The organism is Klebsiella sp. BDA134-6, from assembly GCF_015601345.1.
Classification (GTDB): Bacteria; Pseudomonadota; Gammaproteobacteria; order Enterobacterales; family Enterobacteriaceae; genus Klebsiella; species Klebsiella grimontii.
Window position 1 is genome coordinate 5181203 of record NZ_CP064784.1, and the last position, 14708, is coordinate 5195910.

Sequence of the window (14708 nt, forward strand, 5' to 3'; positions counted from 1 at the left end):
CAAAAGCGTAGACGGTGAACTATATTTACAACCGTGCAACGATCACAGTTTTATGCTTTAGATCGTTTGAATAAAACCAGCGAACAATGAAAGATCGGTTTTGCCAGTCGGCTCACATTTTCCGACCGCGCAATAACGAACATATGATCTAAATTTTTATAAGAGTTCACTTTATGAGCGAAAAACGCATTACGGAAGAGAGCCGCTACGCCGGGCTGGCGTTAGCCGAGGAGGAGCTGGTGGCGCGGGTGGCGTGGTGTTACTACCACGACGGCCTGACGCAGAACGACATCGGCGAGCGTTTAGGACTACCGCGGTTAAAGATCTCCCGCCTGCTGGAGAAGGGCCGCCAGTCGGGGGTGATCCGCGTCCAGATTAATTCGCGCTATGAAGGCTGCCTGGCGCTGGAAACCGAACTTCAGCAGCGCTTCGGCCTGAAAATCGCCCGCGTGCTGCCGGCGCTGAATACGCCCCCGATGAACACCCGCCTGGGGATTGGCGCGGCGCAATCGTTAATGGGCGTGCTGGAGCCGGGACAGCTGCTGGCGGTGGGCTTTGGCGAAGCGACCATGAGCTGCCTGCAGCACCTGAGCGGGTTTATCGGCTCCCAGCAGATTCGGCTGGTGACGCTTTCCGGCGGCGTGGGCCCGTATATGACCGGTATTGGCCAGCTTGACGCCGCCTGTAGCGTCAGCATGATCCCCGCGCCGCTGAGGGTATCATCGGCCGATGTGGCGGAGATCCTGCGCCGGGAATCGAGCGTTCGCGACGTGATCCTCGCCGCCACGGCGGCGGATGCGGCGGTGGTGGGCATCGGCGCCATCGATCAGCGCCGCGACGCCACCATCCTGCGCTCCGGCTATATCAGCGAGGGCGAGCAGCTGATGTACGCCCGCAAAGGCGCGGTGGGCGACATTTTAGGTTATTTCCTGCAGGCCGACGGTAAACCGGTTGAAGGGCTGGAGATCCATCGGGAACTGCTCGGGGTCACCCTTGATGAGCTGGCGCAGCTGCCGACCATCGTTGGCGTCGCCGGGGGCACAGAAAAAGCGCAGGCGATTTACGCGGCCCTTATCGGCAAGCGGATTAATGGCCTGGTAACGGAAGAGACAACAGCACGCGCGGTGCTCACGCTGGCCTCATAACGGCTCTGCGCCGCGCAACACGAGCGAGGCGCATGTCATGAGTTACCTGTTAGCGTTAGATGCCGGGACCGGCAGCATTAGGGCGGTAATTTTCGATCTCAACGGCCGCCAGATTGCGGTCGGCCAGGCCGAATGGAAGCACCTGAGCGTGGACAATGTCCCCGGCTCGATGGAGTTCGACCTTGGCACCAACTGGCAGCTGGCCTGCCAGTGTATCCGCCAGGCGCTGGCCGCCGCCCATCTCTCTGCGGGGGATATTCAGTCCGTCGCCTGCTGCTCGATGCGTGAAGGCATCGTGCTTTACGACCGCAACGGCGAGGCCATCTGGGCCTGCGCCAACGTTGACGCCCGCGCCAGCCGGGAGGTGGCGGAGCTCAAAGAGATCCACGACAACCATTTTGAATCGGAAGTGTACGGCGTGTCGGGGCAGACCCTGGCGCTAAGCGCCATGCCGCGCCTGCTGTGGCTGGCCCATCATCGCCCGGATATTTACCGCAGCGCGGCGACCATCACCATGATCAGCGACTGGCTGGCGGCGAAACTTTCCGGCGAGCTGGCGGTCGACCCCTCTAACGCCGGGACCACCGGCATGCTCGATCTGTTCAGCCGCGACTGGCGGCCGGCGCTGCTGGATATGGCCGGACTGCGGGCCGACATTCTTTCGCCGGTAAAAGAGACCGGCAGCGTGCTGGGGGCAGTAACCGACGCGGCGGCGGCGCAAAGCGGGCTGCGCGCCGGCACGCCGGTGGTGATGGGTGGCGGTGACGTCCAGCTCGGCTGCCTCGGGCTAGGCGTGGTGCGCGCCGGGCAGACCGCGGTGCTCGGCGGCACCTTCTGGCAGCAGGTGGTGAACCTGCCGGAAGTGCGCACCGATCCGGAGATGAATATTCGCGTTAACCCGCACGTCATTCCCGGTATGGCGCAGGCGGAGTCCATCAGCTTCTTCACCGGCCTGACCATGCGCTGGTTCCGCGATGCCTTCTGCGCGGAAGAGAAGCTGATTGCCGAACGCCTCGGCGTCGACGCCTACAGCCTGCTGGAAGAGATGGCCAGCCGCGTGCCGGCGGGTTCTCACGGGGTGATGCCGATCTTCTCTGACGCCATGCACTTTAAGCAGTGGTACCACGCCGCGCCGTCGTTTATTAACCTCTCCATCGACCCGGAAAAATGCAATAAAGCCACCCTTTTCCGCGCGCTGGAAGAGAACGCGGCGATTGTTTCCGCCTGTAACCTGGCGCAAATTTCGCAGTTTTCCGGCGTGAAGTTTGACGGCCTGGTCTTTGCGGGCGGAGGCTCAAAAGGCGCGCTGTGGAGCCAGATCCTCAGCGATGTTACCGGCCTGCCGGTACGGGTGCCGGAGGTCCGCGAGGCGACGGCGCTGGGCTGTGCGATCGCCGCCGGTGCTGGCGCCGGGCTATACAGCGATATGGCGGCGACCGGCGAGAAGCTGGTGAACTGGCATCGGGAATTTACGCCCAATCCGGCGCACCGCGAGCTGTATCAGGAGATGATGGCCAAATGGCAGTCGGTGTACGCCGAGCAGCTCGGTCTGGTGGATAGCGGGTTGACAACCTCAATGTGGCAGGCGCCGGGTCTGGCGCATCGCCAACGCGTAACGCCATAGCCCCTCTTCTTCTCCTCCCCACCGAGGGAGGAGGAACTCTTCACCGTTCTTTGAATCCCATCACAATCGCCGCACTCCCCTTTTCCCTTTTCGCCCGCGACGGCTAAATTAGTAACTCATCCGACCACATAACAATAATTTTACACTGGAAGAGATTATGAGCCGCTACCCGTCGCTTTTCGCCCCGCTTGACCTGGGGTTCACAACGCTCAAAAACCGCGTGTTGATGGGCTCGATGCATACTGGCCTGGAGGAGCTGCCGGACGGCGCGCAGCGGCTGGCGGCTTTTTACGCCGAGCGCGCCCGCCACGGGGTGGCGCTGATCGTCACTGGCGGAATTGCCCCCGCCCCTTCCGGCGTCACCATGACGGGCGGCGCGGTGCTTAACAACGCCAGCCATCTCTCTCATCATCGCCATATCACCGATGCGGTACACGAGGAGGGCGGCAAAATCGCCCTGCAGATCCTGCATACCGGGCGCTACAGCTACCAGCCGAAGCTGGTGGCCCCTTCCGCGCTGCAGGCGCCGATCAACCCCTTTATGCCTCACGCGCTGAGCCACGAAGAGATCCTGCAGCTGATCGATGATTTTGCCCGCTGCGCCCAGCTGGCGCGGGAAGCCGGGTACGACGGCGTCGAAGTGATGGGTTCGGAAGGCTACCTGATTAACGAATTCCTTGCGGCGCGCACCAACCTGCGCGACGACCAGTGGGGTGGCGACTACGCCCGACGTATGCGTTTTGCCGTCGAGGTGGTCAGAGCCGTGCGGGAGCGCGCGGGCAGCGATTTTATTATTGTCTACCGCCTGTCGATGCTCGACCTGGTCAGCGGCGGCAGCACCCTGGCGGAGGTCACCGCGCTGGCGAAAGCGATTGAGGCCGCGGGGGCCACGATTATCAATACCGGTATTGGCTGGCACGAGGCACGCATTCCCACCATCGCCACCCCGGTACCGCGCGGCGCGTTTAGCTGGGTCACCCGCAAGCTGAAGGGCGCGGTGTCGATCCCGCTGGTCACCACCAACCGGATTAACGATCCCGACGTGGCGGAAGCGATCCTGACCCGCGGAGACGCTGACATGGTCTCGATGGCTCGCCCTTTTCTCGCCGATAGCGAATTTCTCTCTAAAGCGCAGAGCGGACGAGCGGAGGAGATCAATACCTGTATTGGCTGCAACCAGGCCTGCCTCGATCGGATCTTCGCCGGCAAAGTCACCTCGTGTCTGGTCAACCCGCGCGCCTGCCATGAAACCCTGATGCCTATAGTGCCCGTGGCGACGCCGAAGCGGCTGGCGGTGGTCGGCGCCGGCCCCGCCGGGCTGGCCTTTGCCGTTAACGCCGCCTCGCGCGGACATCAGGTTACCCTGTTTGATGGTCACCGCGAGATTGGCGGCCAGTTTAACATCGCCAAACAGATCCCCGGCAAAGAGGAGTTCTATGAAACCCTGCGCTATTACCGTCGAATGCTGGATCTTACCGGCGTCGCGCTGCGGCTTGAAACTCTGGTGACAGCGGACGATCTGCTGGCATTTGATGAGGTTATCCTCGCTACCGGGATCGCCCCGCGGATGCCGGATATCGTGGGGATCGATCATCCCAAGGTGCTGAGCTATCTCAATGTCCTGCGCGATAAAGCGCCGGTCGGCGAGAAGGTGGCGATTATCGGCTGCGGCGGGATCGGCTTCGATACCGCCATGTACCTTAGCCAGTCCGGCATCGCCACCAGCCAGAATATCGGCGAGTTCTGTGCAGAATGGGGGATCGATACCAGCCTGCAGAGCGCGGGCGGATTACGCCCGGAAGGGATGCAGCTGGCTAAAAGCCCGCGCCAGATCGTGATGCTGCAGCGCAAAACCAGCAAGCCCGGCGACGGGCTGGGGAAAACCACCGGCTGGATCCATCGTGCTACCCTGCTGGCCCGCGGCGTCAAAATGATCCCCGGCGTCAGCTATCAACGGATCGATGATGCCGGCTTACATGTGACGATCGGCGGCGAATCTCAGGTGCTTAACGTCGATCATGTGATTATCTGCGCCGGTCAGGATCCCCGCCGCGAGCTGGCCGATCCGCTTCGGGCGGCGGGTAAACCGGCGCATTTGATTGGCGGCTGCGACGTGGCGCTGGAGCTGGACGCCCGGCGGGCAATCGCTCAGGGCACCAGGCTGGCGCTATCAATTTAGGGAAAGAAGACCCGACCAGTTGCCCGGCTAAGGCGTCAGCCGCAAGCCGGGGAAGCCGATAAGGCTTAGCGCTGCTTGCGCACCTTTGTCGCTTTCAACACCACAAATTTATTATTGGTGGCGATCGTCGTGCAGTTACCGAACGCGCGCTTCAGCTTGCGGAAATAATCAAGGTGGCGGTTGCCGACAACGTACAGCTCGCCACCGTACTTCAGGCTGCGGCGGGCATCGTTAAACATCTGCCAGGCAATATGATCGGTGATCGCATGCTGCTGATGGAACGGCGGGTTACAGAGGATGGCGGCGAAACGGTCCGGCTCAATATCAGACAACGCGTTATTCACCACAAACTCGCAGCGCTCGATGTCATCCGGCAGGTTGGTTTCAACGTTCAGCCGGCTGGAGGCCACCGCCATATAGGACTCATCGGTGAACATCACCCGGGCGTCTGGGTTTAAGGCCAGCGCTTTCAGGCCAATCACGCCGTTGCCGCAGCCGAGATCGGCGATCTCGCCTTCGATATTTGCCGGCAGATGTTCCAGGAAGAAGCGCGCGCCAATATCCAGGCCGCTGCGGGCGAACACGTTGGCGTGGTTGTGGATCGTCCACGGCGTACCGTCCAGCTGCCAGCTATAGGTCTGCGACGCATCGGCCACCTCAGGCGCGGTAAAGGTACAGAAAATCAGCCGCGCCTTTTTCCATGCCAGCGATGTGGTGGTGGTGCCGAGGATCTTCTCAAACAGCGCCAGGGTGGAATTATGCACATCCCGCGCTTTCGCGGCGGCAACAATGCGGGTTTCCGGCGTGACAACCGCACGCAGCGCGCGCAGCTGCTGCTCCAGCAGCGCCAGCTGTTTTGGTACTTTAATTAGCACCAGTTTCGGAGCTGCGGGCAGTTCGCTCAGGGGATCCTGAAAACGTACGCTCTCTTCATCAATGCCGTTCATCCGCAGGTTGTAGCGGGTCGCCAGCTCAGATACGTAGGAATCGTTGATGCTGACCGGATTGCGTTCCGCGAGCGCGCAGCCCAGCGCGCCGAAGCTGTCATTGAAAATGAGCGTCAGGCCGTCGACATCATTCACCTGTTGCAGCAGATATTCATCCGCCGCTTCCCACGCCTGAAGCGCTTCCTCTTCAGCATTTGGCGGGAACCGCTCTAATGTGAATAACTCACCGTTTAACTCTACCTGGCTCATCGCCTTTGTGCCTCCGGAACTCTAAAACCCGCGAGTTTATACGCAAACTTCGCCCAGTAGAATAGAGATGCGCCGATTATCTCCTTCTGCCGGGCGATAGCTCGTTACGCCGGGAGGTCGTCCTGCGCCAGGCGCGACAGGCGTTTATCGTCCAGACTGTACTTGCTCATGATAACAATCAGCAGCGCCACCAGTACCCCGGGGAAGACGGTGAACAGCAGCTTGATCATCTGCAGCGCGGAGTCGGTTTGCTGCGCTGCGCCGCCAACGTAGTCGCCCCATGCCAGCATATAGCCCACCAGCGCGCCGCCGATGGCGATCCCCAGCTTGATGGCAAACAGGTTTGTTGAAAAAACGATCCCGCTGAGTTTTTTGCCGCTACGTTTCTCTTCCGCATCGATGATATCGGACAGCATGCTCCACTGCAGCGGCGTGGCGGCCAGCTGAATAATATTGATGATAATCACCAGCGCAAAGATAGCGGCCACGTTCCCCGCCGGGACGAAGTACATGCCTATCAGCAGCAACGCCTCGATGGCCATCGAGATTTTAAACCCTTTCACTTTATCAATATTTTTAAAGATAAACGGGGAGAGCATTGCACCCAGCACGCCGGAGGCCAGGGTGGTGGTCAGCAGCAGGCTGCCCAGATCCGCCCGCCCCATAATGTTGTTGACGTAATAGAGCGTGGTCCCGCCTTTAAACAGCACCGCAATCAGGTTAACAACGTTGAGCGCGAAGAGAATGCGCCAGTCCTTATTGGCGAGCAGAGTTTTCAGATCGTCAAGAATGCTGCTTTGGTTGTTGACCGCGATATCCGTGGTGTAGCGCTCTTTCGTCAAGCCGAAGCAGATAAAGAACAGGATGATGCTCAGGCACCCCATCACAATCATGGTGTAAAAATAGCCGTTTTGCACGTTACCCTGACCCAGCCAGGCCACCAGCGGCAGCGCGGTCAGCGAGACAATCAGACCACCGAGCGTACTGAGCGCAAAGCGCCAGGACTGAAGCGAAACGCGCTCGCGGGAATCGTTAGAGATATTATTGATCATCGCGCAATACGGAACGTTAATCGCCGTATAGACCAGTGATAATAAGGTATAAGAAACATAGGCGTAAATCAGCTTGCCAGTATAACCGAAATCCGGCGTATAAAATGTTAAGCAGCAAAGTACGCCAAAAGGAATCGCGAACCATAAAATATAAGGGCGGAATTGCCCATATTTAGTCCGGGTACGATCCGCCACCGCCCCCATTAATACATCGGTCACCGCGTCTAATACCCTTACCGCGAGAAACATGGTTCCCATATGTGCCGGATTTAAACCAAATACGTCGGTATAAAACCAGGCCATAAACAGCATGACCGTCTGCCAGACTAAATTACAACCGGTATCTCCTAACCCATAGCTAAATTTTTCTTTAATACTGATACGGGCAGTGTTCATCGCGCCTCCGCCAGAAAGATCGTTAATATTTGTCCTCTGTACGTTATTGCTTAGGGCTTACCAATTATGTATAAATCATCCTGTTAAATATAAGAAGAGTGTACCCGATGAGTGACGAATCTCCCGTTTTCGAAAAGATCCCCGTGGGCGCCGGCGAGCTATTTACCCTGCGGGTAGATAACATTAATAATTTCAACGGCATAAGCGTAGTCCCTCATTTTCATATGATGGACGAACTGATGTGGTTCAGAGAGTCGGAGGGCAGCTATTCGATTGGCGATGAGAAATTTACGATAAAAAACAATACCCTGATTTTCGTCCCCGCCTTATTGATCCATGAAATGACGCTCCCGGCCGCTGCCAGCCACAAGCGTTATCTTATGCAATTCGAAAAAGAGTGGCTCGAGGGATACGACCTGTCGCTCCCCGCCGCCCACTGCGGCGCGGTCGCTTACCTTTCCGGCGAGGAAGCCGAGCGCCTGGAGCTGCTGCTGAGCTGGTGCGGCGAGTTCAGCGACTTTACCGATTCGCTGTTTCGCTCCCTGATGCAGACCGTGCTGCTGCACGCCTTTAATAGCCTGAAAGATTCCGTCCCCATTACTGAACGCACCAACCACCGCTATCTGAGCGAGCTGATCGAACTGCTGCAATCTATTGATGAGAATGAAAATTTTGAGATGACAACCGAAGAAGCCGCCCGCCGCTGCCGGTGGTCGAAATCCTGGTTTTCCCGCACCTTTAAATCCGCCTTCGGCATCAGCTTCAAAAAATTTATGCTGCTGCGCAAACTGAATATCGCTATCAATCTACTGACCAACACCGACCTGAAGATTAGCGATATCTCGCAAAGCGCCGGCTTCACCGACAGCGCCTACTTCTGCCTCAAGTTTAAGGAGATGATGAACGACACCCCGCTGGCCTTCCGTCACAAAGTCAGAAGCACCGATGCCGTAGGGCGTCGGGCGGAGAAATAACGCGTTTTTGTGAACCGCATCACCAGATAAGTAGACGTTTATTATATAAATAGCCAGAGTCTATATATCCCCGTCGCCTTCGCCTATTTACAATCATCGCTATATTTTGCGCATTAAGGGTAAATACGATGATTCAGAATCCTGTTTTTAAAGGTTTTAATCCTGACCCCAGTATCTGTCGGCGCGGCGATGATTATTATGTGGCTGTATCTTCCTTTGAATGGTTTCCCGGCCTGCCGATTTACCATTCGAGAGATCTCAAACATTGGCAATTACTCACCCACGTTCTTACCGATGATAATAATCCGGATTTAAAAAAGCTGCCCTCCGCCAAAGGCATTTGGGCCCCGAGCCTGACCTGGTGTGAAGAGGAAAAGCTGTTCTACGTTATTTATGGTGTGATGAATTCCATGAATTCACGTTATTTCGATGTAGATAACTATCTTATTACTGCCAGTGAAATCACCGGCCCGTGGAGTGAGCCGGTTTATCTCCACTCTGCCGGATTCGATGCTTCTATCCTACACGACAGCGACGGTAAAAAATGGATCGTTTCCCTGGAGTGGGAAACCCGCGAAGGTTACGAAAAACCGGGCGCCATTTGCCTGGTGGAGTATTCGCCGCAAACGCGAAGCGTTGTCGGCTATCCGCAGCGGATCTGGCGCGGTGGTACCGATCGCGGCTGTATTGAAGCACCGCATTTGACGCGCCGCGGCGACTATTACTACCTGATGGTCGCCGAAGGCGGTACCGGCTACGGCCATGCGGTCACCATGGCGCGCGCAACGCAGGTCGCCGGCCCCTATGAGGGCGATCCGCAAAACCCCATAATCACCTCCTGGCCGGAGAACTTTAACGCTCGCCACGACGCAGGCCATCTCAAACCACACTACTTCAATCCGCAAACCTATCTGCAAAAAGCCGGGCACGGCAGCTACGTCGAGACCCCAACGGGCGAAGTCTGGTTAACCCATCTTTGCAGCAGACCCTTCCGCAAGGAGCTGCGCTGCCCGCTAGGCCGCGAGACGGCGATACAAAAGATGGTATGGAGCGACGATGGCTGGCTGCGGCTGGCGGCCGGGGGGAACCTCGCTCAGTACCAGGTGGAAGAGTCGAATCTGCCTTCTCAGCCGTTTCCGGCTAAACCAGACAGGGATGATTTTGATGGGCAGACGCTGGATAACGCCTTCTATGCGCCGCGGATCCGCTTTCAGCGCTTTACCAGTCTTGAGCGTAAGGCGGGTTACCTGGCCTTACGCGGTCAGGAGTCGCTGAGCTCGCTCAATAAAGTCAGCCTGCTGGCGAAAAAGCTCACCTCGGTATACGCCACTATCGTTACGAAGATGGATTTCAGCCCGGAGATTTATCAGCACAGCGCCGGCCTGACGCTCTACTACGACAACATGAACTATCTGTTTTTGCATAAAACCTGGGATGAGGCCGCCGGTGCAGCGCAGCTGGCCATCATTTATATGGATAACGGCGAGCGTCACGACGACCCGCAGAAAATCCGCCTTGCGGAGGGAGAAGTCTATCTGGCGATGGCGATTAACGGCCGGGAGATACAGTGCTCGTGGTCCGTCAATGGCGAGAAATATCAAAATATCGGCGCGGTCTACGACACCTCGCGCTTTTCCGATGAATACAGCGGCTACGGCGAGTTTACCGGCGCGTTTGTCGGTATGGCCTGCGTGGATAGCATGCTGCATCGTAAAGAGGCGCTGTTTGACTTCTTTAGCTACCGGGCGGTAGAAGACGCGATGATCGAGTAACGCCGCCTTTCTGGCATCCTGCCCGCGCGGGGTGCTAGAATCCCCGGCAGTTGTCGCTGAATGACCCAAACAGGCTGCATGAGCACTTTAACCTATCTCCAGGGCTACCCTGAATCCCTGCTGGCGCAGGTCACCACGTTAATCGAACAGAACCGTCTCGGCGAGGTGCTGAAAAAGCGCTATCCGCAGGGTCACGATATCAACAACGATAAAGCGCTGTACCAGTATACCCAGGATCTAAAGTCGCGCTATCTGCGCGGCGCGGCGCCCATTAACAAGGTGATGTACGACAACAAGATCCACGTCCTCAACAACGCGCTCGGCCTGCATACCGCGATCTCCCGCGTTCAGGGCGGCAAGCTGAAGGCCAAAGCCGAAATTCGCGTCGCCACCGTCTTTCGCGACGCACCGGAGGATTTTTTGCGGATGATCGTGGTGCACGAGCTGGCGCACCTGAAGGAAAAAGAGCACAACAAAGCGTTCTATCAGCTGTGCTGCCATATGGAGCCGCAGTACCATCAGCTGGAGTTTGATACTCGCCTGTGGCTGACCCAGCTTTCGTTAGAGCGTTCTGCGCCATAGCGCACTGGTTTTGTCATGATGGCGTGCTACAGTGACGAAAGGTCCCTTTTACGGAGTTCGTCAACGTTTATGATACGTTTCGCAGTTGTTGGCACAAACTGGATAACCAAGCAGTTTGTCGATGCCGCCCATGAAACCGGCAAATATAAACTCACCGCCATCTACTCCCGCAGCCTTGAGCAAGCCCAGGCCTTCGCCAGTGACTATCCCGTCGAACATCTGTTCACTTCGCTGGAAGATTTAGCGCAAAGCCCTGACGTTGACGCGGTCTATATCGCCAGCCCAAACTCGCTGCACTTCCCGCAAACCCGCCTGTTTCTACGACATAAAAAGCACGTGATTTGCGAAAAACCGTTGGCCTCGAACCTGCAGGAAGTCGAAGCCGCGATTAAAACGGCGCGGGAAAATAACGTGGTCCTCTTCGAAGCGTTCAAAACCGCCAGCCTGCCAAACTTCCTGCTGCTTAAACAGTCGTTCGACAAGATCGGCAAGCTGCGCAAAGCCTTTATTAATTACTGCCAGTACTCTTCCCGCTATCAGCGCTATCTCGATGGCGAAAATCCCAATACTTTCAATCCGGCCTTCTCTAACGGCTCGATCATGGACATCGGCTTTTACTGCCTGGCCTCCGCGGTGGCGCTGTGGGGCGAGCCTCGCGCGGTGCACGCAACCGCCAGCCTGCTGGAGAGCGGCGTTGACGGCCAGGGCACGGTTGTTCTGAGCTACGGAGATTTCGATGTCACCCTACACCACTCGAAGGTAAGCGATTCGGCCATCCCGAGCGAAATTCAGGGCGAAGCCGGCGCGCTGGTGATCGAAAAAATCTCCGAATGTCAGAAAGTCTGCTTCGTGCCGCGGGGCGGCAAGTCTCAGGAACTCACCCAGCCGCAGCATATCAATACTATGCTGTATGAAGCGGAGGAGTTCGCTCGTCTGGTTGAAGCCAACGAGGTGGCTCATCCGGGTCTGGAAGTAAGCCGCATCACGGCGAAGCTGCTGAGCGAAATTCGTCGCCAGACCGGCGTGGTCTTCCCGGCGGATAGTCAGTCGGTGGCGTAAAGCTGTGTAAATGGTCCGTCGACCTCCATTGACGCCATTTATAACCTGTAATACTTTGTTACGCGCAAAGGGGAGTAACTTCCTTGCCGGCCGATCGTCATTACGATGCGTGAAAAACCGCATCCGGTCGCCGGGCAACAGATTCTTGTTGTAAGTGAGACCTTGCCGGAAGGCGAGGTCTATGCATAAAAGCGCAACGGCTGCCGTCTTCCGACGTCAGCCGTTTTGTTTTTATGTAAGGAATATCGTAATGAATACTGTCGGCACACCGTTGTTATGGGGCGGATTCGCAGTGGTCGTGGTCATCATGCTGGCTATCGATCTGCTGCTGCAGGGACGGCGTGGTGCGCATAGCATGACCATGAAGCAGGCCGCTGGCTGGTCCATTCTCTGGGTTACCCTCTCGCTGCTGTTTAACGCCGCTTTCTGGTGGTATCTGGTGCAGACCGAAGGTCGCGCCGTGGCCGACCCGCAAGCGCTGGCGTTCCTCACAGGCTACCTGATCGAGAAAGCGCTGGCGGTGGATAACGTCTTCGTCTGGCTGATGCTGTTCAGCTACTTTGCCGTTCCGCCTGCGCTACAGCGCAGAGTACTGGTCTATGGCGTACTGGGCGCGATCGTACTGCGTACAATCATGATCTTCGCCGGCAGCTGGCTGATTTCTCAATTTGAGTGGCTGCTCTACGTCTTCGGCGCATTCCTGCTGTTTACCGGCGTGAAGATGGCGCTGGCGAAAGAGGATGATTCCGGCATCGGCGATAAACCGCTGGTGCGCTGGATCCGTAATCATCTGCGCATGACGGATAAAATCGAGGGTGAGCGCTTCTTTACCCGCCAAAACGGCGTGCTCTACGCGACGCCGCTGCTGCTGGTGCTGATCCTGGTTGAGCTGAGCGACGTTATCTTTGCCGTCGACAGTATTCCCGCCATCTTCGCCGTGACCACCGATCCGTTTATCGTGCTGACCTCAAACCTGTTCGCGATTCTCGGCCTGCGCGCCATGTATTTCCTGCTGGCTGGGGTTGCGGAGCGCTTCTCCATGCTGAAGTATGGCCTGTCGGTAATTCTGGTGTTTATCGGGATCAAAATGCTGATCGTCGATTTTTACCATATTCCCATCGGCATTTCGCTGGGCGTGGTCGGTGGTATTCTGACATTGACGCTGCTTATCAACGCTTGGGTCAATAAGCAGAACGATCGGAAAAAACAGCTGCAGTAAGAAATAAACGGCCGGGTGAAGACCCGTTTCACCCGGTCGGCAACGTTCACCGCGCATTATTCTTACTCATGTCACAAAATAGTTAATACATAGTTAAAAAATAAGATCCCAACGCGATAAACAGCATTTTACCCTTCCACAACAGCGTTCTTTCCGTATACTCAACCAGGCAAACATCTATTTACATCCGGACATAAACGTTACAAATAACACGTAGCCGGGACGAAAAGCGACATCACTGGAAGGAATGAATTATGGCAACCCCATCACCCCGATCGACCCTGCTACGGCGACTGGCTCAGGGCAGTCTGGTCAAACAAATTTTAATTGGTCTGGTACTCGGCGTACTGCTGGCGACGGTCTCAAAACCGGCCGCCGTGGCGGTTGGACTGCTGGGTACGCTGTTCGTCGGCGCGCTGAAAGCGGTAGCGCCGGTGCTGGTGCTGATGCTGGTCATGGCCTCCATCGCCAACCATCAGCAGGGGCAAAAGACCAGCATCCGCCCGATTCTGTTCCTCTATCTACTGGGGACTTTTGCTGCCGCGTTAACCGCGGTGCTGTTTAGCTTCCTTTTTCCGTCAACGCTGCACCTGAGCGCGGCGGCAGAGAGCATCACCCCTCCGTCGGGTATCGTCGAAGTCCTGCGCGGGCTGCTGATGAGCATGGTTTCTAACCCCATTAACGCGCTGCTGAACGCCAACTATATCGGGATTCTGGTATGGGCCGTCGGTTTAGGGTTCGCGCTGCGCCACGGCAATGAAACCACCAAAAATCTGATTAACGACATGTCCCACGCGGTAACCTTTATTGTTAAAGTGGTGATTCGCTTTGCGCCGCTGGGTATCTTCGGCCTGGTCGCCTCCACGCTGGCGACGACCGGTTTTGAAACCCTGTGGGGCTACGCCCAGCTGCTGCTGGTACTGGTTGGCTGTATGCTGCTGGTGGCGCTGGTGATTAACCCGCTTCTGGTGTTCTGGAAAATCCGCCGCAACCCGTATCCGCTGGTGATGACCTGCCTGCGCGAAAGCGGCGTATACGCCTTCTTTACCCGCAGCTCCGCCGCCAACATTCCGGTGAATATGGCCCTGTGCGAAAAGCTGAATCTGGATCGCGATACCTATTCGGTCTCTATTCCGCTGGGCGCGACCATTAACATGGCCGGCGCGGCGATTACCATCACGGTTCTGACCCTGGCCGCCGTACATACGCTTAATGTTCCGGTCGATCTGCCGACCGCGCTGCTGCTGAGCGTGGTCGCCTCGCTGTGCGCCTGCGGCGCTTCCGGCGTGGCGGGCGGGTCGCTCCTGCTGATCCCACTGGCCTGTAATATGTTTGGTATCCCGAACGATATCGCCATGCAGGTGGTCGCCGTGGGCTTCATCATCGGCGTTCTGCAGGACTCCTGCGAAACCGCGCTGAACTCCTCGACCGATGCGCTGTTCACCGCCGCCGCCTGTATCGCTGAAGACGATCAGCTGGCGAAAAACGCCCTGCGCAGTTAATCTCTCCC

At 57.3% G+C, this 14708-nt stretch carries 11 protein-coding genes; 9 read left to right on the plus strand and 2 right to left on the minus strand.

Annotated elements, in window-relative coordinates; all coding sequences use genetic code 11:
• Positions 1–173 precede the first annotated feature (173 nt).
• The 3 genes from lsrR (at position 174) to IYV58_RS23950 (ending at position 4948) form a co-directional block, all read left to right on the plus strand.
• The gene (lsrR, locus tag IYV58_RS23940; protein ID WP_004125457.1) at positions 174–1145 is read left to right on the plus strand and encodes a transcriptional regulator LsrR; all 972 of its coding nucleotides are present in this window, start codon (positions 174–176) and stop codon (positions 1143–1145) included.
• A gap of 37 nt (positions 1146–1182) precedes the next feature.
• Complete coding sequence (gene lsrK / locus IYV58_RS23945) at positions 1183–2769, plus strand: autoinducer-2 kinase (RefSeq protein ID WP_049123015.1); 1587 nt, start codon at positions 1183–1185, stop codon at positions 2767–2769.
• 157 nt (positions 2770–2926) lie between these two features.
• Complete coding sequence (locus IYV58_RS23950) at positions 2927–4948, plus strand: NADPH-dependent 2,4-dienoyl-CoA reductase (RefSeq protein WP_142445267.1); 2022 nt, start codon at positions 2927–2929, stop codon at positions 4946–4948.
• A 65-nt stretch (positions 4949–5013) separates the two neighbouring features.
• Here IYV58_RS23950 and rlmG read toward each other — a convergent pair whose 3' ends face one another.
• Both rlmG and IYV58_RS23960 read right to left on the minus strand, forming a co-directional pair.
• Positions 5014–6144: a 23S rRNA (guanine(1835)-N(2))-methyltransferase RlmG gene (gene rlmG / locus IYV58_RS23955; protein WP_154902660.1), complete on the minus strand. Its 1131-nt coding sequence runs from the start codon at positions 6142–6144 to the stop codon at positions 5014–5016.
• A gap of 104 nt (positions 6145–6248) precedes the next feature.
• Positions 6249–7592, minus strand: coding sequence for a glycoside-pentoside-hexuronide (GPH):cation symporter (locus IYV58_RS23960; protein WP_087828348.1), 1344 nt, complete (start codon positions 7590–7592; stop codon positions 6249–6251).
• Positions 7593–7699: 107 nt separating this feature from the next.
• On the opposite strand from IYV58_RS23960, the gene IYV58_RS23965 reads away from it, so the two are divergent.
• The 6 genes from IYV58_RS23965 to sstT all read left to right on the plus strand — a co-directional run bounded on the left by IYV58_RS23965 (position 7700) and on the right by sstT (position 14700).
• Positions 7700–8566 (plus strand): AraC family transcriptional regulator, encoded by an 867-nt coding sequence (locus IYV58_RS23965; protein ID WP_087828347.1) that lies wholly within the window; start codon positions 7700–7702, stop codon positions 8564–8566.
• Positions 8567–8694: 128 nt separating this feature from the next.
• Positions 8695–10338: a glycoside hydrolase family 43 protein gene (locus IYV58_RS23970; protein WP_142445271.1), complete on the plus strand. Its 1644-nt coding sequence runs from the start codon at positions 8695–8697 to the stop codon at positions 10336–10338.
• A 78-nt stretch (positions 10339–10416) separates the two neighbouring features.
• Positions 10417–10920, plus strand: coding sequence for a M48 metallopeptidase family protein (locus IYV58_RS23975; protein ID WP_009651851.1), 504 nt, complete (start codon positions 10417–10419; stop codon positions 10918–10920).
• A gap of 69 nt (positions 10921–10989) precedes the next feature.
• A complete protein-coding gene (locus IYV58_RS23980; RefSeq protein WP_049112061.1) occupies positions 10990–11979 on the plus strand; it encodes a Gfo/Idh/MocA family protein in 990 nt (329 codons plus the stop codon).
• Between the two features lie 250 nt (positions 11980–12229).
• A complete protein-coding gene (locus tag IYV58_RS23985; RefSeq protein ID WP_004125484.1) occupies positions 12230–13198 on the plus strand; it encodes a TerC family protein in 969 nt (322 codons plus the stop codon).
• 254 nt (positions 13199–13452) lie between these two features.
• Positions 13453–14700 carry a serine/threonine transporter SstT gene (sstT, locus tag IYV58_RS23990; protein ID WP_004125486.1) on the plus strand — a complete coding sequence of 416 codons (1248 nt, stop codon included), beginning with the start codon at positions 13453–13455 and terminating at the stop codon, positions 14698–14700.
• Positions 14701–14708: the final 8 nt, after the last annotated feature.

Coding starts and splice junctions, on each gene's coding strand:
- lsrR (WP_004125457.1), top strand. CDS start 174: ATGAGCGAAAAACGCATTACGGAAGAGAGCCGCTACGCCGGGCTGGCG.
- lsrK (WP_049123015.1), top strand. CDS start 1,183: ATGAGTTACCTGTTAGCGTTAGATGCCGGGACCGGCAGCATTAGGGCG.
- IYV58_RS23950 (WP_142445267.1), top strand. CDS start 2,927: ATGAGCCGCTACCCGTCGCTTTTCGCCCCGCTTGACCTGGGGTTCACA.
- rlmG (WP_154902660.1), bottom strand. CDS start 6,144: ATGAGCCAGGTAGAGTTAAACGGTGAGTTATTCACATTAGAGCGGTTC.
- IYV58_RS23960 (WP_087828348.1), bottom strand. CDS start 7,592: ATGAACACTGCCCGTATCAGTATTAAAGAAAAATTTAGCTATGGGTTA.
- IYV58_RS23965 (WP_087828347.1), top strand. CDS start 7,700: ATGAGTGACGAATCTCCCGTTTTCGAAAAGATCCCCGTGGGCGCCGGC.
- IYV58_RS23970 (WP_142445271.1), top strand. CDS start 8,695: ATGATTCAGAATCCTGTTTTTAAAGGTTTTAATCCTGACCCCAGTATC.
- IYV58_RS23975 (WP_009651851.1), top strand. CDS start 10,417: ATGAGCACTTTAACCTATCTCCAGGGCTACCCTGAATCCCTGCTGGCG.
- IYV58_RS23980 (WP_049112061.1), top strand. CDS start 10,990: ATGATACGTTTCGCAGTTGTTGGCACAAACTGGATAACCAAGCAGTTT.
- IYV58_RS23985 (WP_004125484.1), top strand. CDS start 12,230: ATGAATACTGTCGGCACACCGTTGTTATGGGGCGGATTCGCAGTGGTC.
- sstT (WP_004125486.1), top strand. CDS start 13,453: ATGGCAACCCCATCACCCCGATCGACCCTGCTACGGCGACTGGCTCAG.